The sequence below is a fragment of the Gordonia zhenghanii genome, assembly GCF_021738965.1.
Taxonomy (GTDB): domain Bacteria; phylum Actinomycetota; class Actinomycetes; order Mycobacteriales; family Mycobacteriaceae; genus Gordonia; species Gordonia zhenghanii.
Map to the genome: position 1 here is coordinate 625,659 of NZ_JAKKOQ010000001.1, position 25,489 is coordinate 651,147.

The 25,489-nt window shown below is 66.8% G+C and carries 24 protein-coding genes, 1 tRNA gene and 1 other RNA gene; 8 read left to right on the top strand and 18 right to left on the bottom strand.

Annotated features, from left to right (window positions below; genetic code table 11):
• The first annotated feature begins 63 nt into the window (after positions 1-63).
• A complete protein-coding gene (locus L5G32_RS02780) occupies positions 64-1,380 on the top strand; it encodes a Mur ligase family protein (RefSeq protein ID WP_237009471.1) in 1,317 nt (438 codons plus the stop codon).
• Positions 1,377-2,090, top strand: coding sequence for a type 1 glutamine amidotransferase (locus L5G32_RS02785; protein ID WP_237009472.1), 714 nt, complete (start codon positions 1,377-1,379; stop codon positions 2,088-2,090). The genes L5G32_RS02780 and L5G32_RS02785 overlap by 4 nt, the downstream gene beginning before the upstream one ends.
• Before the next feature lie 56 nt (positions 2,091-2,146).
• Here L5G32_RS02785 and L5G32_RS02790 read toward each other — a convergent pair whose 3' ends face one another.
• From L5G32_RS02790 to L5G32_RS02820, 7 genes are all read right to left on the bottom strand, one after another.
• Positions 2,147-3,712, bottom strand: coding sequence for an alpha/beta fold hydrolase (locus tag L5G32_RS02790; protein ID WP_237009473.1), 1,566 nt, complete (start codon positions 3,710-3,712; stop codon positions 2,147-2,149).
• A 68-nt stretch (positions 3,713-3,780) separates the two neighbouring features.
• On the bottom strand, positions 3,781-4,347 hold the full coding sequence (locus L5G32_RS02795; RefSeq protein WP_237009474.1) for a uridine kinase family protein: 567 nt from the start codon (positions 4,345-4,347) through the stop codon (positions 3,781-3,783).
• A gap of 3 nt (positions 4,348-4,350) precedes the next feature.
• The gene (recR, locus tag L5G32_RS02800; RefSeq protein ID WP_237009475.1) at positions 4,351-4,962 is read right to left on the bottom strand and encodes a recombination mediator RecR; all 612 of its coding nucleotides are present in this window, start codon (positions 4,960-4,962) and stop codon (positions 4,351-4,353) included.
• A gap of 6 nt (positions 4,963-4,968) precedes the next feature.
• Positions 4,969-5,322, bottom strand: a complete 354-nt coding sequence (locus L5G32_RS02805) for a YbaB/EbfC family nucleoid-associated protein (RefSeq protein WP_237009476.1) — start codon at positions 5,320-5,322, stop codon at positions 4,969-4,971.
• 23 nt (positions 5,323-5,345) lie between these two features.
• Entirely contained in the window at positions 5,346-5,675 is a 330-nt protein-coding gene (locus L5G32_RS02810) for a hypothetical protein (RefSeq protein ID WP_237009477.1), read from the bottom strand.
• 21 nt (positions 5,676-5,696) lie between these two features.
• Complete coding sequence (locus tag L5G32_RS02815; RefSeq protein ID WP_237009478.1) at positions 5,697-6,557, bottom strand: pseudouridine synthase; 861 nt, start codon at positions 6,555-6,557, stop codon at positions 5,697-5,699.
• Positions 6,558-6,624: 67 nt separating this feature from the next.
• Complete coding sequence (locus L5G32_RS02820) at positions 6,625-7,062, bottom strand: SRPBCC family protein (protein WP_237009479.1); 438 nt, start codon at positions 7,060-7,062, stop codon at positions 6,625-6,627.
• Positions 7,063-7,169: 107 nt separating this feature from the next.
• On the opposite strand from L5G32_RS02820, the gene L5G32_RS02825 reads away from it, so the two are divergent.
• Positions 7,170-8,585, top strand: coding sequence for an FAD-binding oxidoreductase (locus L5G32_RS02825; RefSeq protein ID WP_237009480.1), 1,416 nt, complete (start codon positions 7,170-7,172; stop codon positions 8,583-8,585).
• Positions 8,582-9,850: a class I SAM-dependent methyltransferase gene (locus L5G32_RS02830; RefSeq protein ID WP_237009481.1), complete on the top strand. Its 1,269-nt coding sequence runs from the start codon at positions 8,582-8,584 to the stop codon at positions 9,848-9,850. Before L5G32_RS02825 ends, L5G32_RS02830 begins: the two co-directional genes overlap by 4 nt.
• Positions 9,851-9,927: 77 nt before the next feature.
• Here the strand turns inward: L5G32_RS02830 and L5G32_RS02835 are convergent, their stop codons facing one another.
• From L5G32_RS02835 to ffs, 4 genes are all read right to left on the bottom strand, one after another.
• Entirely contained in the window at positions 9,928-12,198 is a 2,271-nt protein-coding gene (locus L5G32_RS02835) for a DNA polymerase III subunit gamma and tau (RefSeq protein WP_237009482.1), read from the bottom strand.
• 9 nt (positions 12,199-12,207) lie between these two features.
• Positions 12,208-13,485: a glycosyltransferase 87 family protein gene (locus L5G32_RS02840; RefSeq protein ID WP_237009483.1), complete on the bottom strand. Its 1,278-nt coding sequence runs from the start codon at positions 13,483-13,485 to the stop codon at positions 12,208-12,210.
• A gap of 9 nt (positions 13,486-13,494) precedes the next feature.
• The gene (locus tag L5G32_RS02845; protein ID WP_237009484.1) at positions 13,495-14,766 is read right to left on the bottom strand and encodes an aspartate aminotransferase type Ic; all 1,272 of its coding nucleotides are present in this window, start codon (positions 14,764-14,766) and stop codon (positions 13,495-13,497) included.
• A 52-nt stretch (positions 14,767-14,818) separates the two neighbouring features.
• Positions 14,819-14,913, bottom strand: an RNA gene (gene ffs, locus L5G32_RS02850) — signal recognition particle sRNA small type.
• Positions 14,914-14,971: 58 nt separating this feature from the next.
• Here ffs and L5G32_RS02855 point away from each other — a divergent pair.
• A tRNA-Ser gene (locus L5G32_RS02855) sits at positions 14,972-15,060 on the top strand.
• Positions 15,061-15,216: 156 nt separating this feature from the next.
• Here the strand turns inward: L5G32_RS02855 and L5G32_RS02860 are convergent.
• Both L5G32_RS02860 and L5G32_RS02865 read right to left on the bottom strand, forming a co-directional pair.
• Complete coding sequence (locus tag L5G32_RS02860; RefSeq protein WP_265738643.1) at positions 15,217-15,474, bottom strand: sulfite exporter TauE/SafE family protein; 258 nt, start codon at positions 15,472-15,474, stop codon at positions 15,217-15,219.
• Between the two features lie 104 nt (positions 15,475-15,578).
• A complete protein-coding gene (locus L5G32_RS02865) occupies positions 15,579-16,766 on the bottom strand; it encodes an AI-2E family transporter (protein WP_237009486.1) in 1,188 nt (395 codons plus the stop codon).
• A 183-nt stretch (positions 16,767-16,949) separates the two neighbouring features.
• Between L5G32_RS02865 and L5G32_RS02870 the strand changes: the two genes are divergently transcribed.
• Both L5G32_RS02870 and L5G32_RS02875 read left to right on the top strand, forming a co-directional pair.
• Positions 16,950-17,855 carry an ABC transporter ATP-binding protein gene (locus tag L5G32_RS02870; RefSeq protein ID WP_237009487.1) on the top strand — a complete coding sequence of 302 codons (906 nt, stop codon included), beginning with the start codon at positions 16,950-16,952 and terminating at the stop codon, positions 17,853-17,855.
• Positions 17,855-19,450: an ABC transporter permease gene (locus L5G32_RS02875; RefSeq protein WP_237009488.1), complete on the top strand. Its 1,596-nt coding sequence runs from the start codon at positions 17,855-17,857 to the stop codon at positions 19,448-19,450. The genes L5G32_RS02870 and L5G32_RS02875 overlap by 1 nt, the downstream gene beginning before the upstream one ends.
• Positions 19,451-19,564: 114 nt before the next feature.
• Here L5G32_RS02875 and L5G32_RS02880 read toward each other — a convergent pair whose 3' ends face one another.
• The 5 genes from L5G32_RS02880 to L5G32_RS02900 all read right to left on the bottom strand — a co-directional run bounded on the left by L5G32_RS02880 (position 19,565) and on the right by L5G32_RS02900 (position 24,922).
• Positions 19,565-20,767, bottom strand: a complete 1,203-nt coding sequence (locus L5G32_RS02880; RefSeq protein ID WP_237009489.1) for an acetate kinase — start codon at positions 20,765-20,767, stop codon at positions 19,565-19,567.
• Positions 20,764-22,878, bottom strand: coding sequence for a phosphate acetyltransferase (gene pta / locus L5G32_RS02885; RefSeq protein WP_237009490.1), 2,115 nt, complete (start codon positions 22,876-22,878; stop codon positions 20,764-20,766). The genes L5G32_RS02880 and pta overlap by 4 nt, the downstream gene beginning before the upstream one ends.
• Before the next feature lie 171 nt (positions 22,879-23,049).
• The gene (locus L5G32_RS02890; protein WP_237009491.1) at positions 23,050-23,595 is read right to left on the bottom strand and encodes a TetR/AcrR family transcriptional regulator; all 546 of its coding nucleotides are present in this window, start codon (positions 23,593-23,595) and stop codon (positions 23,050-23,052) included.
• Positions 23,596-23,642: 47 nt separating this feature from the next.
• The gene (locus L5G32_RS02895) at positions 23,643-24,008 is read right to left on the bottom strand and encodes a DUF5709 domain-containing protein (protein WP_237009492.1); all 366 of its coding nucleotides are present in this window, start codon (positions 24,006-24,008) and stop codon (positions 23,643-23,645) included.
• 17 nt (positions 24,009-24,025) lie between these two features.
• Positions 24,026-24,922 (bottom strand): cation diffusion facilitator family transporter, encoded by an 897-nt coding sequence (locus L5G32_RS02900; protein WP_237009493.1) that lies wholly within the window; start codon positions 24,920-24,922, stop codon positions 24,026-24,028.
• A gap of 88 nt (positions 24,923-25,010) precedes the next feature.
• Between L5G32_RS02900 and L5G32_RS02905 the strand changes: the two genes are divergently transcribed.
• Positions 25,011-25,460 (top strand): hypothetical protein, encoded by a 450-nt coding sequence (locus L5G32_RS02905; RefSeq protein WP_237009494.1) that lies wholly within the window; start codon positions 25,011-25,013, stop codon positions 25,458-25,460.
• Positions 25,461-25,489 lie beyond the last annotated feature (29 nt).

Consider the following 25,489-nt stretch of genomic DNA (forward strand, 5'->3'; position numbering starts at 1 on the left):
TCGGGAGAAACGCTGGCGCGGTGCGCTCCGTGCACGCCCCGCACAGTGTGGGAAACTCGTGGGATGCCAGCAGCCTCGCGTCTACCGCTTCGCACCCGCGCCGCGCTCGCCGCCGCAGCCTCCGCCCGGTGGGCGTCGCGCACCGCCGGCCGCGGCAAGGGATCGATGATCGGCGGGCTCGTCGCCGAGAAGATCGACCCTCAGATCATGCGTCGTCTCGCCGCGGGCAAGAAGACCGCCCTGGTGACGGGCACCAACGGCAAGTCGACCACCACGCGGATGACCGCTGCTGCGCTCGCAACGCTCGGCGACGTCGCCACCCAGGACGACGGCGCCAACATGGACGCGGGCATCATCGCGACCCTCAGCCTCCACCAGGACGCCCAGTTGTGTGCGCTCGAAGTGGACGAACTGCATGTGCCGCAGGTCGCGGACAACACGTCGCCCAAGGTCATCACTCTGTTGAACCTCTCGCGCGACCAACTCGACCGCGTCGGCGAGATCAATGTGATCGAACGCCGTCTCCGCGCCGCGGTCGCCGCACACCCGGATGCGGTGATCGTCGCCAACTGCGACGACGTGCTCGTCACGTCGGCCGCGTTCGACTCCCGCAATGTCGTCTGGGTTGCGGCGGGCGCAGGCTGGGTCGGCGACTCGGTCGGTTGTCCGCGGTCGGGCGAGCCGATCGTCCGGCGCGGCGACGACTGGTTCTCCAGTGGAGACGAGACGTTCCGTCGCCCGAGCCCGCAGTGGTGGTTCGACGACGACAACGTGCACGGCCCGAACGGTTTCCAGGCGCCGATGACATTGAAGGTCCCGGGCCGCGCGAACCGCGGCAACGCGACGCAGGCGATCGCGGCGGCCGTGGCGATGGGAGTCGATCCTTCGGCTGCGGCGTCGGCGGTCGGGACGGTCGGCGAGATCGCCGGCCGGTACGGCGTCCAACGCCTCGGCGATCATCGGATCCGCACTCTGCTGGCGAAGAACCCGGCAGGGTGGCAAGAGGCGCTGTCGATGGTCGACGACGACGCCGACGGCCTGGTCATCGCATTGAACGGACAGGTTCCGGACGGCGAGGACCTCTCCTGGCTGTGGGATGTGCGGTTCGAAGCGTTCGAGAACGCGACGGTGATCGCGGCCGGTGAGCGCGCGGCCGACCTGTCGGTCCGGCTGCTGTATGCGGGCGCCGAGCACACGGTGGTCGACGATCCGTTGGCCGCGATCCGTTCGTGTCCTCCGGGGCGGGTGGAAGTCCTCGCGAATTACACGGCGTTCCGTGATCTGGCGATCGCGTTGGATCGTGCGGGCGCCGGGAGCGAAGCGAGCGGGCCCGTCCGGCCAGGCGCCGGGAGCGAAGCGAGCGGGGAGGTTGATCGATGAGCGAGTCGACGCTGCGGATCGGGCTGGTGTTGCCGGACGTGATGGGCACGTACGGTGACGGCGGCAATGCGCTCGTCCTGCGCCAGCGAGCACGCATGCGCGGGATGGACGCCGAGATCGTCGAGTTGACGTTGGACGGCGACGTCCCCGACTCGCTCGACGTGTACACGCTCGGCGGCGCCGAAGACGCGGCTCAACGGCTCGCCACGCGGCATCTGACCGAACATCCGGGTCTGCAGCGCGCCGCCGAGAAGGGGACTCCGATTCTCGCGATCTGCGCGGCGATCCAGGTGCTCGGCCACTGGTACGAGACGTCCGGGGGCGAACGCGTCTCGGGCATCAGCATGTTCGATGTGACGACGACGCCGCGGGAGACCCGGGCGATCGGCGAACTCATCACCGACCCGACGCTGGACGGGCTGACGCAGCTGTTGTCCGGCTTCGAGAACCACCGCGGTGCAACGATTCTCGGTGCCGCGGCCAAGCCACTGGGCCGGGTGCGTCACGGTGTCGGCAACGGCGGAGCCGAAGCAGTGGAAGGTGTCGTCCAGGGCAGTGTGATCGGCACGTACATGCACGGTCCTCTCCTCGCCCGGAACCCGGAGTTCGCCGACTACCTGCTGTCGAGGGCTACCGGCGCGGACCTCACGCCGCTCGATCTCCCGCAGGTGGACCGGCTGCGCCGGGAACGGTTGGCTGTCGGTCGGTAGGGGGTCTCGACTCCGCTCGACCAGCGACGCTGTCTCAACAGACTCCGCTCGACCAGCTACGGCAACTGGGTCAACGAAGCGGTGATCGGGGCCTGCGGCACCTTGGTCACCGCTGTCCGGCCGGTGCGCAGGTACTCCGCGATCGCGGCGTCGAGCGGCTTGTTCGATCGTCCGAGCTGACCGTGGTCGCCGCCGCCGACTGTGATGAGATGCGCGCCCATCGCTTTCCGGGTGGCCATCGACGCACCGTACGGGGTCTGCGGGTCGCCGACGCTCTGGATCTGCAACGGTCGAACCGCGAGCTTGTTCCGCAACGGGATCAGTGAGGTGACGGGGGTGGAGCCAGCGCAGCCGATCCCCGACTTGTAGGTCAGGCCCGCAGTCTCGAAGACGTCGCCGGTGACGAGGCTCTGCAGCATCGCGGCCGGGGTCAGGAACGGGTCCTTCGCCGACCAGTCCTCATTGCACAGCATGAGCGACTGCATGTCCTGCGAGTTGGTGACGAGCCTGACCATGTCCGCAGATGGTTTCTCCGACGTGCTCTTTCCGGTCATTCGCAGGGCGACCATCGGCCAGTAGTTGCGGCTCGGCGCCACCTGACGGGTCATCCCGAGGAGCGGCGACGTCGCCTGCACCTTGCCGGTCGACAGGGTCGCGACCAGGTTCTCGATGCGCGCTCGCGCGTCTGCAGTGAGGTTCACTCCGTCGATGTATTGCTGTGCAACCGCTTTCAGACCGGCGGGAACGTCGCCGACGCGCGCGGGCGGAGCGCCGAACGACGGCGGGACGCCCGCTTCACGCTCCACCTGGACGCTCCACCGTTGGTAGACGGCCAGCGGCGTCTTCCCGAGGTGGTACACGTCGTCGTGGTCGGCGATCCACGCCATCATGGCGTGCGCGCGGGCCTTGTAGCCCGCCGTCTGATCCTGCAGCAGTTCGCCCCACGCGCGTTTCGGGTCCATCGCCGAGTCGAGGACGAGCCGGTCGGTGTGCGACGGGAACAGCGTCGCGTACGTCGACATCAGCCAGGTCCCGTACGAGATCCCGTACAGGCTGACCTTCTCGACGCCGAGTGCTCGTCGCACCTGCTCGATGTCGCGGGCGTTGGTCTCAGTGGTCAGCGTCTTGGTGTATCCCGGCGTGTTCTTCTCGCAGCGCTCGCGGTTCAGCGCTCCGGCTCCGCCGGACGCGGTCGACGCGTCGACCTTGTCGCAGTTCACCGGTGTCGATCCGATCAGCCCGCGTGGCTGGACGGCGACGAGGTCCCATTCCTGGCGCATCTGCGCGGAGGGCGCGCTCGCGGTGAACATGCCGATCCCGTCGCCGCCGGGGCCGCCGGGGTTGCCGACGAGGACGCCTCGTTTGGCGCCGGTCGCCGGGAGCTTGCTGACAGTGACCGAGATCGTCGGACCGTTCGGCTTCGAGTAGTCGCGCGGGACGCGGAGCGTCGCGCACTGGGTGTCCGCGGACGCGCCGTGTATCGGGTCGCACGACCCCCATGCCAGCGCCTGGGGTGCTGCGTCTGCGACGGCTGGAAGCGCCGCGGAGAGGAGTCCTGCTGTGACGGCGACGGCGCCGACGACAGCCGATGCGCATCGAATTGAGCGGAAGACGGGAATCACTCCTCGTGGGCAGGCGAGTTCGTTCGGACTACTTATACCGCACGGCGTGAGCACCGGCGCACGCAGCGCTAATCGATGCCGAGGACTCGACACCGATCGCAGGCGCCGTCGACGGCGTACCAACCGTCCTCGAACTGCTGCCACGCGGCCAACTGCGCGCGGGCAGCCTCTCCGTCGCGGGAGACGGTGCGCTCCAACCGTTCCTGCGGCTCCGGTCCGTCGATCCAATAGGCAGCCGTCAGTCGGTCGGCGACGGTGCGCCGCGCAGCGGTCACCCCCTCGACGATGAGAATCGGTTGCCACCTGATCCACACCGACGGACCGATCTCGGGGACGCCGTCGGTCCACACCCGCGGCCGGAAGACGTAGTCGTGTCGCTTCTCGAACGCTCCGATGACGTCCCGCTCCAGCTCCGGCCACCACGACGCCGGGTCGTCCCACGTCGCGAACTCGTCGGTGCTGATCAGGACGGACCTGCGTCCACGGCCGGCGAGCGCGCGGACGAGTTCCGTGGCGAACGTGCTCTTGCCCGAACCGGAGCGGCCGTCGATGGCAATGAGTCCCGCGGTCAGTCCGTCGCGTACCGCGACCTCGTCGGCGAGCCGAGCCCACCGGGCCGCCCAGTCGTGCGGCACGCGTCAGGCCAGGACGCGTCGGCCGGAGAGCGCACGCCCGAGCGTCAGTTCGTCGGCGAACTCGAGGTCGCCGCCCATCGGCAGGCCGGAGGCCAGACGCGTCACCGACAGGCCCGGGAAGTCTCTGAGCATGCGGAGCAGGTAGGTGGCGGTCGCTTCGCCTTCGGTGTTCGGATCGGTTGCGACGATGATCTCGCTGACCACGGAACCGTCGGACTGCTCGGCGAGACGCTTGAGGAGCTCCCGGATCCGCAACTGGTCGGGGCCGACGCCCGACAACGGGTCCAGCGCTCCGCCGAGGACGTGGTACCGACCGTCGAACTCGCGGGTCCGCTCGATCGCGTAGATGTCCTTGGGCTCTTCGACGACGCAGATCTTGGTCCCGTCGCGACGCGAGTCGCCGCAGATGCGGCACAGTCGATCGGCGGCGATGTTGCCGCACTCATCGCAGAAGGTGACGTCGTCGCGCACTTTGACGAGAGCGGCCGTCAGACGGTCGATCTCGGTCTTCTCACCTGCCAGCAGGTGGAATGCGATCCGCTGAGCACCCTTCGGCCCCAGCCCGGGGAGTTTCGCGAGCTGGTCGATGAGGTCTTGGATCGGCCCTTCGTACATGTCCAGTCAGCCGAGTCCGGGCATTCCGCCGGTGAGCGGACCCATCGTGTCCTGTGTGAGGGTGTCGCGGTTGTGCGCGAGGTCGGCGAGGGCGCCGACGACCAGATCTTGCAGGGTGTCGATGTCGTCGGGGTCGACGACGTCGCGCGAGATCTCGATGGCGGTCACCTCACCGACACCGTTACCGGTCACCTTCACCAGGCCGTTGCCTGCCTGACCGGTCACCTCGGTGTTCGCGATCTCGTCTTGCGCCGCGAGCACCTTGGTCTGCATCTCCTGCACCTGCGCGAGGAGTCCAGACATCGGGTTGTCGCCGTCGCCACCGCCGAGCAGTGCGCTGGGATCGAATGCGTCAGTCACATGGTCCAGGGTAGTCGGTCCCGCTAACGAAGCAGTCGCTCGACGTGTTCGGCGAGTTCGTCGACGGTCGCGTCGCCGTCGGTGACGACGGCGAACGAGATCACCTCGTCGCCGAACAGTCGTGCAGCCCTGGGGATCAGGGCGAACTCGAACCGGTCGCCGACACGCCGCCACTGAGTCACTGCGCCGTACACGGGCGCGCTGGCCCCCGTCGTCAGGCAGTATTCGTCGGCGCGCGGACCGCCCGGCAGGTCCCGCTGCAACTGGACGCACGCGTCGGACTCCTCGTCCAAGAACACGACGGCCTCGCATCCGAGGTCGGGGTGCCGCTCGTACGAACCGAAGATCGCCATGCCTGCAGGCTACGGCAGGCGTCAGAGCGTCAGAGCGCTTGTGAAGCGTCGTCGTTCCCCGGTGAACGGATCGTCGAACGCCACGCTGTATGCGAGAAGACGGAGCGGCCGAGTGAAATCGTCGACGGTTGCGGCGACGCGCTCGCGATCGACCTCCGGGTACAGCGGGTCGTCGACGATGGGGACGCCGAGGCCTGCCATGTGCAGGCGCAGTTGGTGCGTCCGGCCGGTCGACGGCGCGAGTCGGTAGAGCCCGAGCCCGTCGTCGCGGACGGACTCGAGTTCGATGTCGCTGATCGCGTTCACCTCACCGTCGACGACGCGGGCACGCAGATCGCCGGAGTCCTTCTCGATCCGGTTCTGCACGCGAGTTCCCGCCGTGAGCGCCGGATCGGCGAGGGCCAGTGCCCGATACTCCTTCGTGACGCGGCGCTGCGCGAACAGATCCTGGTACGCCGCACGCGCATCCGGACGCCGCGTGAACAGAAGGACGCCCGCAGTCAGTCGGTCCAACCGGTGGACGGGCGCGACGTCGTCGCCGAAGGATCGACGCAGACGCACCAGAGCCGTCTGTGTCACGTGCGCGCCCCTCGGCATGGTCGCCAGGAAGTGCGGCTTGTCGACGACGATCAGCCGATCGTCGACGTGCAGGACCGGCATCTCGAACGGAACCGCAGGCTCGTCGGGCAGGTCCCGATAGAGGTACACCGGGACCGGTCGCACGACCGGAGCGTCCGGATCTATCGGGGCGCCGTCGGCGTCGACGATTTCGCCCGCCTCGACACGTCGGCGTACATCGTCGATCGACCACCCGGCCAGGACAGGAGCGCGCAGGAGGATCTGCGCGACGCTCAAGTCCTCGTCGCTCACACGAAGAACCACCCGGGTGGCGTCGACGCCGTCCCGGGTGGCCAGTGGTTTGACGCGTCTGCGTCCTCTCCTGCTCAGATCACTTCTCGAGACGAGACTTCAGGTTGTCGAGCAGTTCGGTCTGAATCCGGTTGAGGCCCTTGGGCGCGAACGTCTTCTCGAAGAAGCCGCCGATGCCGCCCGCACCCTTCCAGCTGGTGGTGGTCTCGACCTGTGCGGCGTCGCCGACCGACGTCACCGTGTAGGTGGTCACCATCGTCGAGTTGCGGTCGGTCTCGGTGATGCGGTCACCGGCGACGGTGATGTCGGCGAGGACGTCGCGCGAGCGCTTCTCGGTGGCCTGCAGGACCCAGTGGACGACGGTGCCCGCGCCCTGGCCGCCTTCGTCGACGCGGTAGTCGCGGTAGTTGGACGGCAGGATCGTCGGACGAACCTGCGCGTAATCGGCGAGCGCGGCGAAGACCGTCTGCGCGGGCGCGGCGATCTGAGCGGTGGTGGTAGCGGTGACCTGTCCCACGGTGGGTGACTCCTCTTCATGGACTTCATGCCTGGGTGGGTTCCGGCGGCCTGAGGCAGGAACCCGTGCGTGAACCACGGTACTGGGGTTGGGTCTAGCCTGGTTCTGTGGCTGTCAATCGTCTGGAGTATCAAGGCTCTGAGTTCACCGATGGAGTGCAGCGGCTCGTCGCCAGTTACGCCGCGATCCCGGAGGGATCGACCGTCCGTCTGGCGAAGAAGACCTCGAACCTCTTCCGCAAGCGTGCCGACGTCGACGTGCCCGGCCTCGACGTTTCAGGCCTGGGCAAAGTGATCTCCGTCGACCCCGCCACCAAGACTGCGCAGGTCGCGGGGATGTGCACCTACGAGAGGCTCGTCGACGCCACGCTGCGCTACGGGCTCGCCCCGACAGTCGTCCCCCAACTCAAGACGATCACGCTCGGCGGAGCAGTCACCGGGATGGGTATCGAGAGCACGTCCTTCCGGAACGGGCTCCCCCACGAAGCCGTTCAGGAGATCGAAGTCCTGACCGGCGCGGGCGAACTCGTCGTCGCACGGCCGGACAACGAGTACCGCGACCTGTACTCCGGCTTCCCCAACTCGTACGGAACCCTCGGCTATTCGGTGCGTCTCGCGATCACTCTGGAAGAGGTCAAACCGTTCGTCGAACTGCGCCACGTCCGGTTCACCGATCTGCGCACCCTGCAGGACACCATGACCGCGATCATCGCCGACCGCGAATATCAGGGCGAGCCCGTCGACTACCTGGACGGCGTCGTCTTCAGCGGCGACGAGAGCTACCTGGTCCTGGGCCGACAGACCGACGAGCGCGGCCCCGTCAACGACTACACCCACGGCGAGATCTACTACCGGTCGATTCAGCACGATGACACCGAGACCCCGAAGCGAGACCGTCTGACGATCCGCGACTACCTGTGGCGGTGGGATACCGATTGGTTCTGGTGTTCGCGTGCATTCGGCGCGCAGAACCCGAAGGTTCGTCGTTTCTGGCCGAAGAAGTATCTGCGCAGCAGCTTCTACTGGAAGCTGATCGGCTACGACCACCGCTGGAACATCGGCGACCGGATCAACGCACGGAAGGGGCTGCCCGCCAACGAGCGCGTCGTGCAGGACATCGAGGTCCCGATCGACGCCGCGGCCGACTTCGCCGAATGGTTCCTCGCCGAAGTGCCCATCGAGCCGATCTGGCTCTGCCCGCTGCGCCTGGCCGAGCCCTCTGCGGGCTCCGCCGACGCGCAGCCCTGGCCGCTGTATCCGTTGGAGCGCGGCCGCACCTACGTCAATTTCGGGTTCTGGTCCGCCGTGCCCGTCACCCCCGGCAGCCCCGGGTACACCAATCGGCGGATCGAGAAGAAGGTCGACGAGCTCGGCGGACACAAGTCCCTGTACTCGGAGTCGTTCTATCCCGAGGACGAATTCTATGAAATGTACGGCGGGGCCGCGTACCGCGAACTGAAGTCGCAGTACGACCCGAAGGCGCGGCTCCTCGGCTTGTATGAGAAAACGGTGAAGCAGAAGTGAAGTTAGCGAACATCTTCGAGAAACTGGTCGGCCAGGAGCTCAACATCCGGATCACGGCGTACGACGGCAGCGCCGCCGGACCCGAGGACGCCGAGTACGGACTCAATCTGAAGACGCCGCGCGGGACCACTTACCTGGTGACGGCGCCCGGCGACCTCGGACTCGCTCGCGCATATGTCGCGGGTGACCTCGAGTTGACCGGCAACCATCCCGGCGACCCGTACGACACCCTGCAGGCGTTGGCCAGCGACCTCAAGTTCACCAAGCCGAGCCCGTTGGAGATGGCTCAGCTCGTCCGCGACCTCGGCGTCGAGCACTTCAAGCCGATTGCGCCGCCACCGCAGGAGTCGCTCCCGAAGTGGCGCCGGTACGCCGAGGGATTCCGGCACAGCAAGGATCGCGACGCCGAGGTCATCAGTTATCACTACGACGTCTCGAACCGGTTCTACGAGTTGGTCCTCGGTGACTCGATGACGTACACGTGCGCCGTCTACCCGAATGCGGACACCGACCTCGAGGAGGCGCAGGACAACAAGTACCGGCTGATCTTCGACAAGCTGCGATTGAAGCCGGGCGACCGACTCCTCGACATCGGATGCGGCTGGGGCGGCATGGTCCGTTACGCGGCGCGCAAGGGTGTCCACGCACTCGGTGTCACCCTGTCCAAAGAGCAGGCCGAGTGGGCGCAGCAGGCGATCGTCGATCAAGGGCTCACCGAGTTCGGCGAGGTGCGCCACAGCGACTACCGTGACGTCACCGAGACGGGGTTCGACGCGATCTCGTCGATCGGGCTCACCGAGCACATCGGCGTCGCCAACTACCCGAAGTACTTCACGTTCATGCGTGACAAGCTGCGTGAGGGCGGCATGATCCTCAATCACTCGATCACGCGTCCCGACAACAGCGCTCGCAGCAAGGCAGGCCCGTTCATCGACCGCTACGTGTTCCCGGACGGCGAACTCACCGGCAGCGGCACGATCATCGCCAAGATGCAGAACGTGCCCGGCCTGGAAGTGCTGCACGAAGAGAACTTCCGCACCCATTACGCGATGACCCTGCGCGACTGGAACAAGAATCTCGTCACGAACTGGGACGAGGCGGTCGCCGAGGTCGGCGAAGGCACCGCACGTCTATGGGGCCTCTACATGGCAGGCTGCCGGATCGGCTTCGAGCGAAACATCGTCCAACTGCACCATGCTCTCGCGACGAAGCTGCCCGCCGATCAGACGGACCTGCTCCCCTTGCGTCCCTGGTGGAAGCCGTAGTCGTTCGCTCTCGCTGATCGAGCTCGGCCACTGCTGATCGAACCCTTCGGCTCCGCTCAGGAGAACCGGAGTCGAGATCACTCCAGCGGTCGGGCGCCCAACTCGGATGTCATCAGGTCGACGGCCACCTGGTGGGGGTCGAGCCGAGGGTCCGCAGCCGTGCTCTGGGCCTGCGCGACCATCTCGTCGCGCTCGGAGTCGGTCAGGTCCTCGTCAGCGGTGAGCGGCTCGGGTTCGGGTTCCGGCTCAGGCTCCGGTTCCGGAGCCTGCTCCTCACGCGGACGGCTCGGTCTGGTGAACGTCTGACGCGGCTTGGCCTGCTCGGCGGGAGCAGTCCCGGCCTTCGACGGCGGCGGCGTGTCCGGTGACGCTTGGACGACGCGGACGCTGTGGCCGGGACCGAAGACGTCGACGACTGCGTTCGTCAATGCGCGCAGGCCACGTTCGTCGGACAGTCGGCCGACGAGCGCGGTGTGCGGATGCCCGAGCACGATCTCGGTTCCGACCACGTCGTGGACTGCTGCCGACGACAGCATGGCTTCGAGCACCGTGCTCTGCAGACGGACGGCGGCTCGAATGTCGGGCCACCTCGCCGACACTGCGGGCACGGTCAAACCCTCGGCGACCGGTGCCTGCTGCGCTTCGGGTTCGACGGCCGGTTCGGGGGCACGACGCGGCGCCTCGTACGGCTCGGGCGGGATGTCCGACGGCGGCTCCGGCGGCAGCGGAATGTCGTCATACGGATCGGACATCGCCGCCGGCCTTCGGGGGGCTTCTGGCCGCGACGGCTCGCGACGAGGTTCGGGAGCGGTGGGCTGCCGGGCCTCTTGCTGCTGGGGCTCCGGCTCCGGCTCGGGTCGACGTTCCGGCTGCGGCGGTTCCGGCGCGGTCGGCTCTGGCGCACGGACCGCCGGGGCCGGTGTGGGCTCGGCCCTTTCGACGGGCTCCGCTGTCCGCTCGGGCTCGGACGCTCGAATCGGCTCGGATTGCTGGACCTCAGGCTCCCGAACGTCAGGCTCCCGGACCCCAGGCTCCCGAACCTCGGTCTCCGACTTGACCTGCGCCTGAGCCACCGTCTCCTTGGCCTGGTCGGCCGCCTTGCGTTGCGACGGCCGGACGAAGCGCGGCTCCTGTCCGTCGGCGGCGGGGCCGTCCGGCGCCGGCTGCGCTGCGGCACCCGCCGCGGGCGCCGCACCGGCGGGGCGTCGTTCCAGCATCTCGATGCGCTGGAGCAGAGCTGCGTCGTCCGCAGACACGGCGGGCAACAGCATCCGCGAGCACATCACCTCGAGGAGCAGGCGTGGCGACGTCGTCCCCCGCATGTCGCCGAGCGACGCGTGGGCGACCTCGGCGTAGCGGGTCAGGGTGGCTGCGCCGAGATGCTCGACCACCGCCTTCATCCGGGCCAGTTGATCGTCGGGCGCTTCGACGAGTCCGCGCTCGGCCGCGTCGGGCACGGCTTGCAGGAGGATCAGGTCGCGGAAACGGTCGAGCAGGTCGATGGCGAAGCGCCGCGGATCGTGCCCGGCGTCGACGACGCGTTCCACCACTTCGAACAGGGCGGCTCCGTCGTTCGCGGCGAGAGCGTCGACCGCGGCGTCGATCAGCGCAGAGTCGGTGACTCCGAGGAGGCTGAGCGCTCGGTCGTAGGTGACGCCGTCGTCGCCGGCGCCCGCGAGCAGTTGGTCGAGGATGCTCAGCGAGTCACGCGGGGATCCGCCGCCTGCCCGGATCACCAGCGGGAACACCTCGGGGGCGACGAGGACGCCTTCTTGCGAGCAGATGTTCTCGAGCAGTCCGCGCATCACCGGCGGGGCGAGCAGCCGGAACGGGTAGTGGTGGGTCCGCGACTTGATGGTGGTGAGCACCTTTTCGGGCTCGGTGGTCGCGAAGATGAAGATCAGATGTTCTGGCGGCTCCTCGACGATCTTGAGGAGCGCGTTGAAGCCGGCCGAGCTGACCATGTGCGCCTCGTCGATGATGAACACCCGGTAGCGCGACTCGGCCGGCGCGTAGAAGGCACGGTCGCGGAGATCGCGGGTGTCGTCGACGCCGCCATGACTGGCCGCGTCGAGTTCGACGACGTCGAGGTTGCCCGGCCCGCCCGGACCGAGGGAGACGCACGACGAGCAGGTTCCGCACGGTGTGGACGTCGGGCCCTGCACACAGTTGAGGGAGCGCGCGAGGATTCGTGCCGACGACGTCTTACCGCAGCCTCGCGGACCCGAGAACAGGTATGCGTGGTTGATGCGTCCGGCGTCGAGAGCTCGGCTCAACGGCTCGGTGACATGCTCCTGGCCGACGACTTCGGCGAACGTCGCCGGACGGTACGTGCGATAGAGGGCCACACGTGCACACTACCGGCGGTCACCGACAGCGGTGACAGGCGGATCGGTGCTCGCGGACGGCCGCAGGCAGAGCCCGATCGTGGCGGTCGCGACCACGACGAGGAGCACGTTGTACGGCTGCACCGCGAACCAGCCGATGACGTCCAGGTCGTGCTTGAAGAACAGGCCCGTCAGGTACGCCTCTTCGACGCTCCGGTTGGCGTACCAGATCGGGTAGGCGAGGTGCGTCCTCCACGCTGCCGTCGCCAAGACTCCGAGGACCGTCAGAGCGCCGATGAGTCCTCGGCGCCACCGACCGGCGCCGTCGATCAGGTGGTGGACGGCCACGACGAGCAACGGGACGAACCACACCCAGTGGTGTCCCCACGAGACCGGCGACACCGTGCACGACGCCATTCCGACCAGCGAGAGAGCGAGCAGTTCCTGTCCTCGGCGATGTGCGAGGACGGCGGCCGTCATGACGAGCGCGAGGACCACCACAGCCGACGCGATCCAGATGACAGTGCTCGGATGATCCGTGCTGTAGACGTTGGCGATCCCGCCGCGGATCGACTGGTTGCCGACGGTCTGCGGCGACGACACCCGGTCGGAGTCGAACACGGTGTCGGTCCAGAACTTCCACGAGGCGGCCGGCAGCACGATGAAGCCGACGAGCACCGAGCCGACGAATCCCCCGATGACGCCGACGACGGTCTTCCATTGTCTGACAGCTGCGAAGTAGACGACGAACAGCATCGGCGTGAGTTTGATGCCCGCAGCCAGTCCGGCGCCCAGACCGCGCAGCCGACTGCCTTCGGGGCGAATGAGGTCGGCGACGATGAGCAGCATCAGGAAGACGTTGATCTGCCCGAACCAGATGGTGGACCGTACCGGTTCGAGGAGGGCAGACGCTGCGACGAGCGACGCGGCTATCACGCGGAGCCGCCACGTGACGTCGTGGCCGAGGCTGCGGAATCCGAGGACGATCACGAAGTAGAGCGCGACGAAGATCCCGATCGTCCACACCGCGTGCGCGGTCGTCGCCGACATCAGCGCGAACGGGACGAACAGCGCCATCGAGAACGGCGCGTACGTGAAGTCCATCTGGCCGAGGAGCTTCGCGTCGTAGAGGTCGCCGCCGTCGAGGACGACTTGCGCGCCTGCCCGGTAGACGTCGAGGTCGAGGAAGTTGTCGAAGAGACCCCAGTAGGGCGTGCTGTAAGGGACGATGACGTACTGCAGCCACAGCGACAGAGCCCCGGCGATCACGAACCCGATCAGCGCGGGCGTGGAGCGTTCGAGCTTCACATGGCCTGCCTACTGGGCGTCGAGCAGGACCTCGGTCGCGCTCAGCAGTGCACAGGTCGCGACACCGTCCATCGCGGTGCGCAGTTCGTCGGTCGTCGGGAACGTCGGCGCGATGCGGATGTTCCGATCGTGCGGGTCCGTCTTGTACGGGAAGGCCGATCCCGCTGCGGTGAGCGCGATCCCGGCGTCCTTCGCGAGTTCGATCGTTCGGGCCGCGGTGCCGTCGATCACGTCGAGGCTGATGAAGTAGCCGCCTTCGGGCGTCGTCCACGAGGCGATCTTCGCGGTGCCGAGGCGGTCGTCGAGGATGTCGAGGACGAGACGGAACTTGGGTGCGATGATCTCGCGGTGACGCGCCATGTGGGCACGGACGCCGTCGGCGTCCCGCAAGAACTGAAGGTGGCGCAGCTGGTTGATCTTGTCGGGGCCGATGGTGGCTGCCGAGATGTGCTTCTCGTACCAGTCGAGATTGGCCTTCGACGATGCGAAGGCGGCGACGCCTGCCCCGGCGAAGGTGATCTTGCTGGTGGAGCCGAACACGTAGACACGGTTGGGTTGCCCGGCCTCGGCCGCCATGTCGAGGATCGGCAGCGGCTCCGGAGCGTTGTCGACGAGGGTGTGGACGGCGTACGCGTTGTCCCAGAAGATACGGAAGTCCGGTGCGGCGTCGAGCGCGAGGAGCCGGCGGGCGACGTCGTCGGTGACGGTGTAGCCCGTCGGGTTCGAGTAGGTGGGGACCAGCCACATGCCTTTGATGGACGGGTCCGCGGCGAGCAGTTCGGCACAGGCTTCGACGTCGGGCCCGTTGGGGTTCATCGGCACGTTGATCATCTCGATGCCGTACTGCTCGGTGATACCGAAGTGGCGGTCGTAACCGGGGACCGGGCACAGGAACTTGATGGGTTCGGCTGACCAGGGGCGCTCGGAGTCGACGTTCCCGCGCAGGAGCGAGAACACGACGATGTCGTGCATCACTTCGAGGCTGGCGTTGCCGAGTGCGAGAGTGCGGTCCGCGCCGGTGGCGAACAGTTCGCCGAACAGTTCGCGGAGTTCGGCGAGTCCGGTGACGCCGCCGTAGTTACGGCAGTCGGTTCCGCCCGGGCTGAGGTAGTCGTCCCCCGGCAGGGACAGCATCGGAGTCGCCAGATCGAGCTGGTCGGTGCCCGGCTTTCCGCGGGTGAGGTCGAGTTTCAGGCCTGCAGCGCACAGCGTCTCGTAACGCTTCTGCAGGTCTTCCTGGGTGTGGCGGAGTTCTTCGACACTCATCGAGTGAAAGTTCAACGTGAACCTCTCGCGCAAGCCAGTCCCGGCTGCAACTTTGTATACGCCTGGAAATAGGGGATCCCGCGCACCCGAGAGAGCCCGTTGACCCTTGCTGCCTTCCGGCCCTGGGGGAGTTCACAGGATGCACGCCGCGCGGGATCCGTAGACCAGTGTAGCGGTCGCGTTTTGTGATCGGTAGCCGGTACCGGCTAGCATCCTCGGTGGAGGATTCGCCTAGTGGCCTATGGCGCTCGCCTGGAACGCGGGTTGGGTTAATAGCCCTCAGGGGTTCGAATCCCCTATCCTCCGCCAAAGCTGTGGACCCCGTCTGAGGAACGAAGACGGGGTCCACAGCTTTATTTGGTTGAGCGGATTCGGGAGGAACGAAGTGACGGTTCCCCTATCCTCCGCCGCCAGAGCTCAAGCGCAGATCTCGGACACCCTCGTCGCCCAACCCCACGCCCCCGCTTAAGCCAGCGCAAGGTACGGCGCAAGCGCGAGCAATGCCACGACCAGCGCGATCTTCAGCACGCGATTCGGCAGCGCGTGTGCGATCCGCCAGCCGACGAATACGCCGACCAGCTCGGGGACGCTGATCAGGACGGCAAGTTTCCAGTCGATGCTCCCCTGTGTCGCGTAGCCGACCGAGCCGACGACGGCGATCACGATCGACTGCACTTGGCTGGCGGCCAACGACTCCAGGACCGGTATGCCGCACGCGATCAGCGCCGCCGATCCTCGTCGAACTCTCTCCTACGAGCCCCGTGACCACATACGGGTAACGCGGCTCGTAGCAGGCGGTCGCGAGCGTGAAGGACGGTCGGAGTCCGTCACTCGGGCGACGACGCGTGCGGACGATGGTGCAACCCCAGCCACCCGCGAAGCCATTTCGTGAAGCGACTTTCGCTCGGTGGCGGCGGAGCCGCCTTGCCCGCATGCCACGTGAACGCGGTGTCGAGGAAGGCGACCAGCGGGACCGCGAGCAGTCCGCCGACGAGACCGGCGAGCATCAGACCGAACGCTATCGCGAGAATGACGGCCGCCGGATGCAGTCTCACCGAACGTCCGAGGACGAACGGCTGCAGGACATGGCCTTCGAACGTCATCACGAACACCAAGATGGCCAGCACGATGACGGCATTGACCCACCCCTGCGTCGTCAATGTGACGGCGACGGCGAGCGAGCCTGACACGAACGATCCGACGATCGGAATGAACGATCCGAGGAAGATGATCAGAACCAGTGGCAGCACAAGCGGGACACCGAGGATCGCCAGCCCGATCCCGATCACGGCAGCGTCGATGGCGGCGACGAGGACCGTCGCCCGGACATAGGCCTCGAGCGTTCGGAATCCTGCGGCGCTCGCGCCCCGAACCTGCTCGCGGCTGCCCTGCGGGACGAGCCGGGTGACGTAACCCCAGAGCCGGTGGCCGTCGTACAGAAAGAAGATCAGCAGAAACACGGTGAGCAACGCGCCGCTGCCGAGGCGCACACCGAATTCGGCGGTACCCAGAGCGCTCGACGCCAGGGTCGCCTCGTTGGTCTTAGCCCAGTGGATCAGATCCGTCGAGATGGAACTGATGGTGCTGTCGCTGACGGGAAGTCCGCTGTCGATCAGCCATCTCCGAGCGTCGTTCACCGTCTCGGCGAACTCGGCCACCAGCTCGGAGCCGGACGCCACGCCTTGCTGCACGGCGAACGCCAGCAGTCCGAGGACGATCAGGATCGTGACGATCACCGCTGTCAGGACGGCCACCACCCGCGGCACCCGCTTACCGGTGGCCCACTGGACCACCGGGCGCAGCATCGCAGTGAACAGCAGCGCCAACGCCACCGGGAACAGCACGTCTTCGAATCGCAGGAACAGCCACCCGACGACCGCGACGCCCACGCCGATGACGAGCAGCCGCCACGTCCACGCGGCAGTGGCCCGGACAGCAGGAGCGACCTTGGCGTCGTCTTCCTCGCGAAGAGTCAGGCGACGCGGTCCGTCGGAATAACCAGGTTCACCAGGCACGACGCTGACCTTATCGCCAACTGCACGTGCAGACGTCCGACTTCGTCGATGGTGCACATTCCTGCGTGAAAGTCGGCACCGATTGAGCCTCCGCACCTTCGGCCAGACAGCAATTCATCATCTGTTGATTTATTTCAACGGTCGTGGAATAGTCTGCTGTGTACCCGCGACTCTGGAGATGAAATGACAGACGACGACCTGGTCATCGGCATACAAGGACTCCGCAAGTCGTTCGGGGAGTTCGAGGCGTTGCGCGGCGTAGACCTCGCCGTCCCCCGCGGCGAAGTCCATGGCTTCCTCGGCCCCAACGGGGCAGGTAAGTCGACGACGATCCGAGTCCTCCTCGGACTCCTCAAGGCCAACGCAGGCCGGATCCGACTGCTCGGCGGCGACCCATGGACCGACGTCGTCGATCTGCACTCCCGACTCGCATACGTGCCTGGCGACGTGTCGTTGTGGCCGGGGATGTCCGGCGGCGAGGCCATCGACCTCCTCGGATCTCTGCGTGGCGGCCTCGACGAGAACCGACGGAGAGATCTCATCGAACGCTTCGAGCTCGATCCGACTAAACGCGGCCGCCAGTACTCGAAAGGAAACCGACAGAAGGTCGCGATCGTCGCCGCCCTCGCCTCCGACGTCGAACTCCTCATCCTGGACGAGCCGACGAGCGGCCTCGATCCACTGATGGAGAACGTGTTCCAAGACGTCGTCAGTGAGGCCGTCGATCGGGGTGCCACCGTCCTGCTGAGCAGCCACATCATGAGCGAAGTCGAGACCCTCGCCGACAGACTCAGCATCATCCGGACAGGCGAGATCGTCGAGACCGGCACTCTTGAGGAGCTACGTGGTCATGCGCGCACGACGATCCACGCGACGCTCAAGACCGTGCCGTCCCGTGAGCAGGTGTCAGTTCTGCACGAGGCCACGTTCGACGGCAACCGTCTGACCGCGACCGTCGACACCGAGCGGATCGACGAGGCGATGGCGACGCTCGCCCCGTTCGGCTTCACTTCACTCGACGTCGCACCGCCCTCCCTGGAGAGTCTGTTCCTACGCCTGTACGAGAACGACGCGAAGGACACGCAGTGATGGCGCTGTCCACGCAAGTCGCCGGGGCCGGGCCACTGTTGCGGGCGTCGCTCCGTAACGAAGTCCGCTCCTTCGCGCCATGGATTCTGATCCCGATCGCCCTCTCGGTCTCGTCGGTGATCGTGTATCCGCTGTTGTTCCCCGATCTGTCCGAGCGGATGTCGTTCGCGACGACGATCGGCTCCAACCCCGCCCTCGGCCTCATCTTCGGACCGGCATTCGACTTGAGCACCGTCGACGGATTCAACGCGTGGCGCAGCCTCGCGCTCGGCGGCTTCGCGGTGGCACTCGGCGCGATCTTCATCGTCGTGGGAGCCAGTCGCGGACAAGAGGATTCGGGCCAGGCCGAACTCCTGGCCTCCGGCGTCCTCGGCCGCCAGTCCCGGCTGCTGACCGCCGTCGCGACGGGTGTGCTGATGTCGGTGATCGCCGGTGTCGCGACCGGGGTCGTCACCGTATTGTGCGGCGGCTCCTGGGGGGCGTCGATGGTCTTGGGCGCAGGCTTCACCGCGATGGGCGCGACGTTCGCCGGAGTCGCAGCCGTGACCTCGCAGATCGGCGCCGACGCCCGCACCGCGAGTTCGATCGCGGTCGCCGTACTCGGCGTCCTGTTCGTCCTGCGCGGCTTCCTCTACTCGATCGACGCCCCCTCGTGGACGTCGTGGATCAACCCGCTCGGGTGGGTCACCGAGACCCGTCCGGCGAGCGGCGACCACTGGTTGCCGCTGGTCTACGCAGTGATCCTCGCAGTGTTACTCGTCGCGGTCGCGTTCGCACTGCAGAGCTCACGTGACTTCGGGCAGGGTCTGGTCGCCGCTCGACCCGGTCCCGCACGCGGCTCGATTCGCAGCCCGTTCGGGCTCGCCGTCCGCCTCAATCGCTCGCCCGCGATCTCCTGGTCGATCGCATTCATCGGGCTGGGCGTCGTCTTCGGCTACTTCACCGGATCGGTCAAGGACATCTTCGCGTCCAACCCGGCACTCACCGAGGTCTTCGCCGCGGGTGCGGCGTCGCCCGACGATCTGTCGAGCGCGTTCGTCGTGACCATCCTGAGCCTTGCCGGAATCATCGCCTCGATCTGCGGAGTCCAGACCATGAATCGGGTGCGAGCCGAAGAGCTCGACGACCGCGCAGAGCCAGTGCTCGCCGCCGCAGTCAGCCGAATCGGCTACCTGCGCAGCAACGTTCTGATTGCACTGGGCATCCCCGCCGTCTGCGTCCTCGTCGCAGGTGCGGTCATGGGTGTCTTCGTCTCGTTCGCCGACCTCGGCCTCGACTTCGGCGACGTGATCCGGCAAGCCCTCGCCACGCTTCCAGCCGTGTGGACCGTCGTCGCGCTCGCGGTCGCCGTCATCGGTGCGCGGCCTGCGGTCCGCATCGCAAGTTGGGCGGGCGTGCTGGCATCGTTCGTCCTCACACTGCTGGGACCGAGCTTCAAGCTCCCCGACTGGGCCCTCGGCATCAGCCCGTTCTGGCATGTCCCCGACGTCGCCGTCGATTCGTCGAACGGGCTCGGTCTGATCTGGATCAGCCTGTTCACTCTCGCGTTCCTAGCCGTGGGCACGGCTGGCTTCCGGCGGCGAGACACTCCGTAGTGGTCTCGACTCCGCTCGACCGGCGAGAAAGGGCTCGACCGGCGAGAAAGGGCTCGACCGGCGAGAAAGGGCTCGACCGGTGAGAAAAGGGCTCGACCGGCGAGAACAGGGAGCTCAGCTGGTCACGGCGACGGCGGCGCGGGCGATGGCCAACTCTTCGTTCGTCGGCACCACCAGGACGGCGACCTCGGAGTCGTCGGTCGAGATCAGACGAGGCTCGTCGGAGCGGATCGCATTGCGCTCGGGATCGATGATCACGCCGTAGCGCTCCAGGCCTGCCAACGAGTCGGCGCGCACCGGCGCGGCGTTCTCACCGACGCCTGCCGTGAACACGATCGTGTCGACCCTGCCCAGTTGGATCATGTACGCGCCGATGTACCGACGCAGACGGTGGAGGTAGACGAGGTACGCCTTCGCGGCCTCGTCGTCGCCCGCCTCGACGCGTTCGAGGATCGCGCGGAAGTCGTTCTCGCCGCACAGCCCCTTGAGTCCGGACCGCTTGTTGAAGAGCACGTCGATGTCTTCGATCGACATGTCGGCGACCCGCGCCAGGTGAAAGACGATGCCCGCGTCGATGTCGCCGGTACGGGTCCCCATCACGAGGCCTTCGAGCGGTGTCATGCCCATCGTCGTGTCGACCGGGACGCCTCCCCGAATCGCCGACGCCGAGGCTCCGTTACCCAGGTGCAGAACGATCTGGTTGATGTCACTCGCCTTGCGGCCCAGGAACTCTGCGGCACGCTGCGACACGTACTGGTGGCTGGTCCCGTGGAAGCCGTAGCGGCGGATCGCGTATTTGGCGGCGACCTCCGCGTCGAGTGCGTAGTGAGCCGACTCGTCGGGCAGCCGGCTGAAGAATGCAGTGTCGAAGACCGCCACCGCGGGTACGTCCGGAAGAAGCGCGGTCACCGCGTCGATACCGGTCAGGTTGGCCGGATTGTGCAGGGGTGCAAGCGAAGAGATCCGCTCGATCTCCGAATGCACGCGCTCGGTGATCAACGTCGGCTCGAAGAAGCTGCGGCCGCCGTGCACCACGCGGTGACCGACTGCCGCCAGCCCCGATTCCGCGATGTCGACGCCTTCCTCGGCGAACAAGTCCACGACGAGGGCGATCGCCGCTTCGTGATCGGGCAGCGGCAACTCACGGCGGACTTCGGCGCCTCGGTACCAGTGCTTGATCGATGCGGCCTGCTCCCCGATCCGCTCGGCCAGGCCGTCCGCGATGACCTCCTCGGTCTTCGGGTCGAGTACCTGATACTTCAGCGACGACGAACCCGCGTTCACCACGAGTACGGACCCGGCGATGACCTCACTCATGCCACTCCTCCCTTGTCTCGACTCCGCTCGACAAGCGAAAGCTGTTGCGCCTGGATCGCGGTGATCGCGACGGTGTTGACGATGTCGGACACGAGCGCGCCGCGCGACAGGTCGTTCATCGGCTTGTTCAAACCCTGCAGGACCGGTCCGATCGCGATGGCTCCTGCACTGCGCTGGACCGCCTTGTACGTGTTGTTGCCGGTGTTGAGGTCCGGGAAGATCAGCACCGTCGCGCGGCCTGCGACCGGCGAATCGGGCATCTTCGTCTCGGCGACGCTCGGTTCGATCGCGGCGTCGTACTGGATCGGCCCTTCGACGAGCAGTTCCGGTGCACGTTCACGCACGAGTTCCGTTGCGGCCTGGACTTTCTCGACGTCCTTACCGGAACCCGATCCCCCGGTCGAGTACGAGAGCATCGCAACGCGCGACGAGATCCCGAACGCTTCCGCGGTACTCGCCGACGAGACCGCGATGTCGGCGAGCTCTTCAGCTGTCGGGTCGGGGACCACCGCGCAATCGCCGTAGGTGAGGACCTTGTCGGCCAGGCACATGAAGAACACGCTCGACACGGTGGAGACGCCGGGCACCGTCTTGATGATCTCGAATGCAGGCCGGATCGTCTGAGCCGTCGTGTGCACGGCGCCCGACACCATGCCGTCGACGCGGTCGGTGTGCAGCAACATCGTCCCGAAGTACGACTCGTCGCGCACTGCCTCCAACGCCCTCTCTCGCGTCATTCCCTTGCGCTTGCGCAGCTCGGTGTAGACGTCGGCGAACTCGTCGATCAGATCAGACGACGTCGGATCGATGACGTCGACGTCCGTGAGGTCGATGCCGAGCTCATTGCCGCGGCGACGCACCGACTCGGGATTTCCGAGCAGCGTCAGCTTCGCGACCCGTCGCCGCAGCAGCCGATCCGTGGCGCGCAGTATGCGGTCGTCACCGCCCTCGGGTAGCACGATGTGCTTGAGATCCGACCGCGCCTGCGTCATCAGCTGATACTCGAACATCTGCGGGGTGACGACCTCCGGGACGTGCAGATTCAGTTCGTGGACGAGTTCGGTCGCCGACACGTGTCGTTCCATCAACGCGAGCGCGGCGTCGATCTTGCGGGCCGATCCCGACGACATACGGCCTCGGGTGTCCGCCGCGATACGTGCCGTCTCGTACGTGCCGTGCCTGCTCATCAGAATCGGCAGCGTCGGATGCAGCCCTTTGACGAGACCCTCGATCATCGGATGCGGACGCATGCCGCCGTTCATGACGATGCCGGCCAGTCGCGGAAAGCCTTCGGCCGCATTGGCGTTCACGAGCGCGAGTAGCACGTCCGACCGATCTGCGGGCGCGATCACGACCATCGACTCGCTCAGTCGCTCGAGGATGTGCTCGACGGTCATGCCGCCGACCATCACCTCGAGAGCCTCCCGGTCGAGCAGATCGCCGTCGCCGCTGTAGAGGGTGGCGTCGAGAGCTTCCTGGAGTTCGCCCATCGTCGGAGCCGTCAACAACGGGTGCTCGGGCAGAGCCCACGCGCGGACGCCCGTGTCCCGCAACCCATTGGCGATGTCGATCAGCGATGCCGGGTCGCAGCGGTTGGCGACGATGCCGACAGTCGACGCGTGCGAGTTCTTGATGTCGACCATCAGCATCTCGGCGAGCGAACGGATCTCGGCGGGCTCTCTGTCGAGCGCTTTGACGACGAGGATGATCGGCGACGACAGGTTCGCGGCGATCCGGGCGTTGTAACTGAGTTCGGACGGCGACGCGATGTCCGTGTAATCCGACCCGATCACCAGCACGTTGTCGCACTGATCCGCGACGGTGTGGAACCGAGCGACGATCTCACCGATCGCGGCGTCCGGGTCCGCGTGCACGTCGTCGTAGGTGACTCCGATGCAGTCCTCGTACGCGATGTCCACCGACGTGAACTGCAGAAGCAGATCCAGGATGTAGTCACGTTCACCGGAGTCGGCTCGCGAGATGGGACGGAACACGCCGACACGTCCACCGGTCGCGGCCAGCAGGGCAAGGACCCCGAGCGCGACCGTCGACTTGCCTGTGTCTCCTTCGGCCGATGCTACGTAGATGCTGCGGGCGCCAGAGCCTGTCATGGCGTCCAGCCTATCGGCCATCGCGTCCTCTCGACCGAGCATGCGCGGCAGGTCGTCGAGCAGAATCGACAAAAGGCGCCCGCGACGAGGTGAGCGGTAGGCCTCAGATCGACACGCAGCAGACTGGAGTCACCGAACAGCGATCACCGAACAGCGATCACCGAACGACGATCACCGAACGACGGCGCGCACCACCAGATCGGCAACCTCGTCGTCGGACATCGCACTGCCGGGCACCAACATGCACGAGTAGACCATCCGCACCAGGAACTCAGCTGCCGCACGCGGATTCGGGTACAGCGCCGACGCTTCCGCGTCTGTCACGTCGACGATGCTGACGTCGACGACGCGTTGGACGAGGCTCGGACGTGTCTCATCGGTCGAGATGATCGCTCGGACGATCTCCTCGGGTTCCTCCCGCAGCATGTACTGGAGGGCTTCGTGGGCACGGATGTACTCGAGCGACCCGACGACGCGCGCCCGGACGACTCCGGCTACGTCAGGTTCGTCGGCGCCCCAGGTCGTCAGATGCTGTCGTAGCTGATCGAGTTCGTGCGAGACGATCGCATCGACGAGCGCATCGCGTCCGCCGAACATGCGGTACGCAGTCGCACGCGCCACTCCGGCGTGCCGAGCGACCGATGTCAGGCTCAACGCTTTCGCCCCGAAACGCGACACCAGGCCGACACCGACTTCGAGCATCCGGTCACGATCCATGGGAAAACGTTATCGAATCAGAGCCGGGTCCGTATCCGCAGGTCGATCTACTCCCTGATGTGGATGGCCGCTTCTTCGGCGCTCGCGCCCGCACCGTCGACGCCCGCATCGACGCCGAACACGTTGGAGTGCTCGTCGGACGAGACCAGCCGCCCGGATCGCTGGTCCCCCGCGTCGTCGTCTTCAGGGAAGTCCGGGTCGTAGTCGTCGTCGCCGCTGGACGCATCGGGCACTTCTTCGGCGAGACGCGAGTCGAGAGTCTCGTGTTCGTGTCCGGCAGGCTCGTAGTCGGGCGGTGAGTAGCCGCGATCCAGGATGTCGCCGACCTCCTCGTCGAGCAGCGTGTCCTCCGGTTGGAGCTGGTCGCTGTCGTCGGCGGCATACCCGTCGCCGTACTCGTCCGAGTCGTTCATGACTTCAGCGTAGGTCGTCACCGACGCCAGGACTCGTAACTGCGCGGATCGTCTATCGGCTCGATGTGAATAGTGCACCGAACGTCGTCGACGGCTGCACGGAGTTCCGCCTCGACCGCCTCGGCGAGGTCGTGTCCGCGGCGCACCGTCCAGTCCCCGGGCACCAACATGTGCAGTTGGACGAACCGCAGGTGTCCGGCCTCCCGACTGCGGACGTCGTGGAAGTCGACGCCGTCGGTCCGGAACGATTCGAGCACCGCGTCGACGGCGGCGCGGTCGGCCTCGGGGATCACGGTGTCCATCAGGCCCATCGTCGAATCCCGCACCAGGCGCCAGCCGACCACGACGATGTTGATCGCGACCGCGATGGCGACGATGGCGTCGAGTCGCGCCCACCCGGTGAGCGCGACGAGCGCGACCCCGACGATCACGCCGGCCGTCGTCCAGACGTCGGTCAGCAGATGCTTGCCGTCGGCTTCCAGCGCCGCCGACCGGAACTTCCGTCCGACCGACATCAACTTCCACGCGACGAGTCCGTTGACGACGCTGGCGATCACCGAGAGCCCGAGACCGATGCCGACCGACTCGAGTTCACGAGGGTTGATGAGACGTTCGACCGCCGAATAGCAGATGAAACCTGCGGCGACGACGATCATCGCGCCCTCGAGAACCGCTGAGAAGTACTCGCTCTTGGAGTGCCCGAAGTTGTGATCGTCGTCGGATGGTCGAGCCGCGATCCGCAGCGCGATGAACGCACCGACTGCGGCGACGAGGTTGACGACCGACTCGGCTGCGTCCGACAACAGGCCGACCGACCCGGTGATCCACCAGGCGACGGTCTTGAGCGTGATCGTCGCGACCGCCGCCGCGATCGACACCAGCGCCCAACGACTCAGATCGCCTCGCTCGGTCATGCCTCCAGGATGTCATTCACGCACCGGACCCATGCGCCAGTTCGGTTTACGGTCGCCTGACAGGACAAACCGGACCCGGAGGCAGGCCTTGATCGTCGCACCCGCACAGCGGTCGTCCGCCGTCATCCCCGCCGACGCCGTCGTAATGGGCGTCGGGGCGTTCGCGGCACTCGGCTCGTACCTGATGCCGTGGTATGGGAGCGTCGCCCGGCCGGCACAGCACGTAACCGGTCTCGGGTTTGCCGACGATCCGGCGATCGAACTGCATTCGGTCCGCCTGAACTGGATGATCGCGGCCGCCGCGATCATCGCTCTCGTCCTCGCAGCGCGGCGCCTGACCGGTCGTGCGGACCGCTCCTGGCGGAGAGTCACAGACCTGGTCGTCACGCTCGCCGTCGTCGGATCCGTCTTCGACCTGCTCACCGTTCCCGACCAGATGGCTCCAGCGCACGGACTGGTGTTCGCGGTCGCCGGTGCGGCGACGACCGCCACGGGTGCACTGCTGTGTCGGCGCCGGATCGGGCAGGTCACGACCTGAGAGGTGCGATTCGCCAGCACCGACATGTG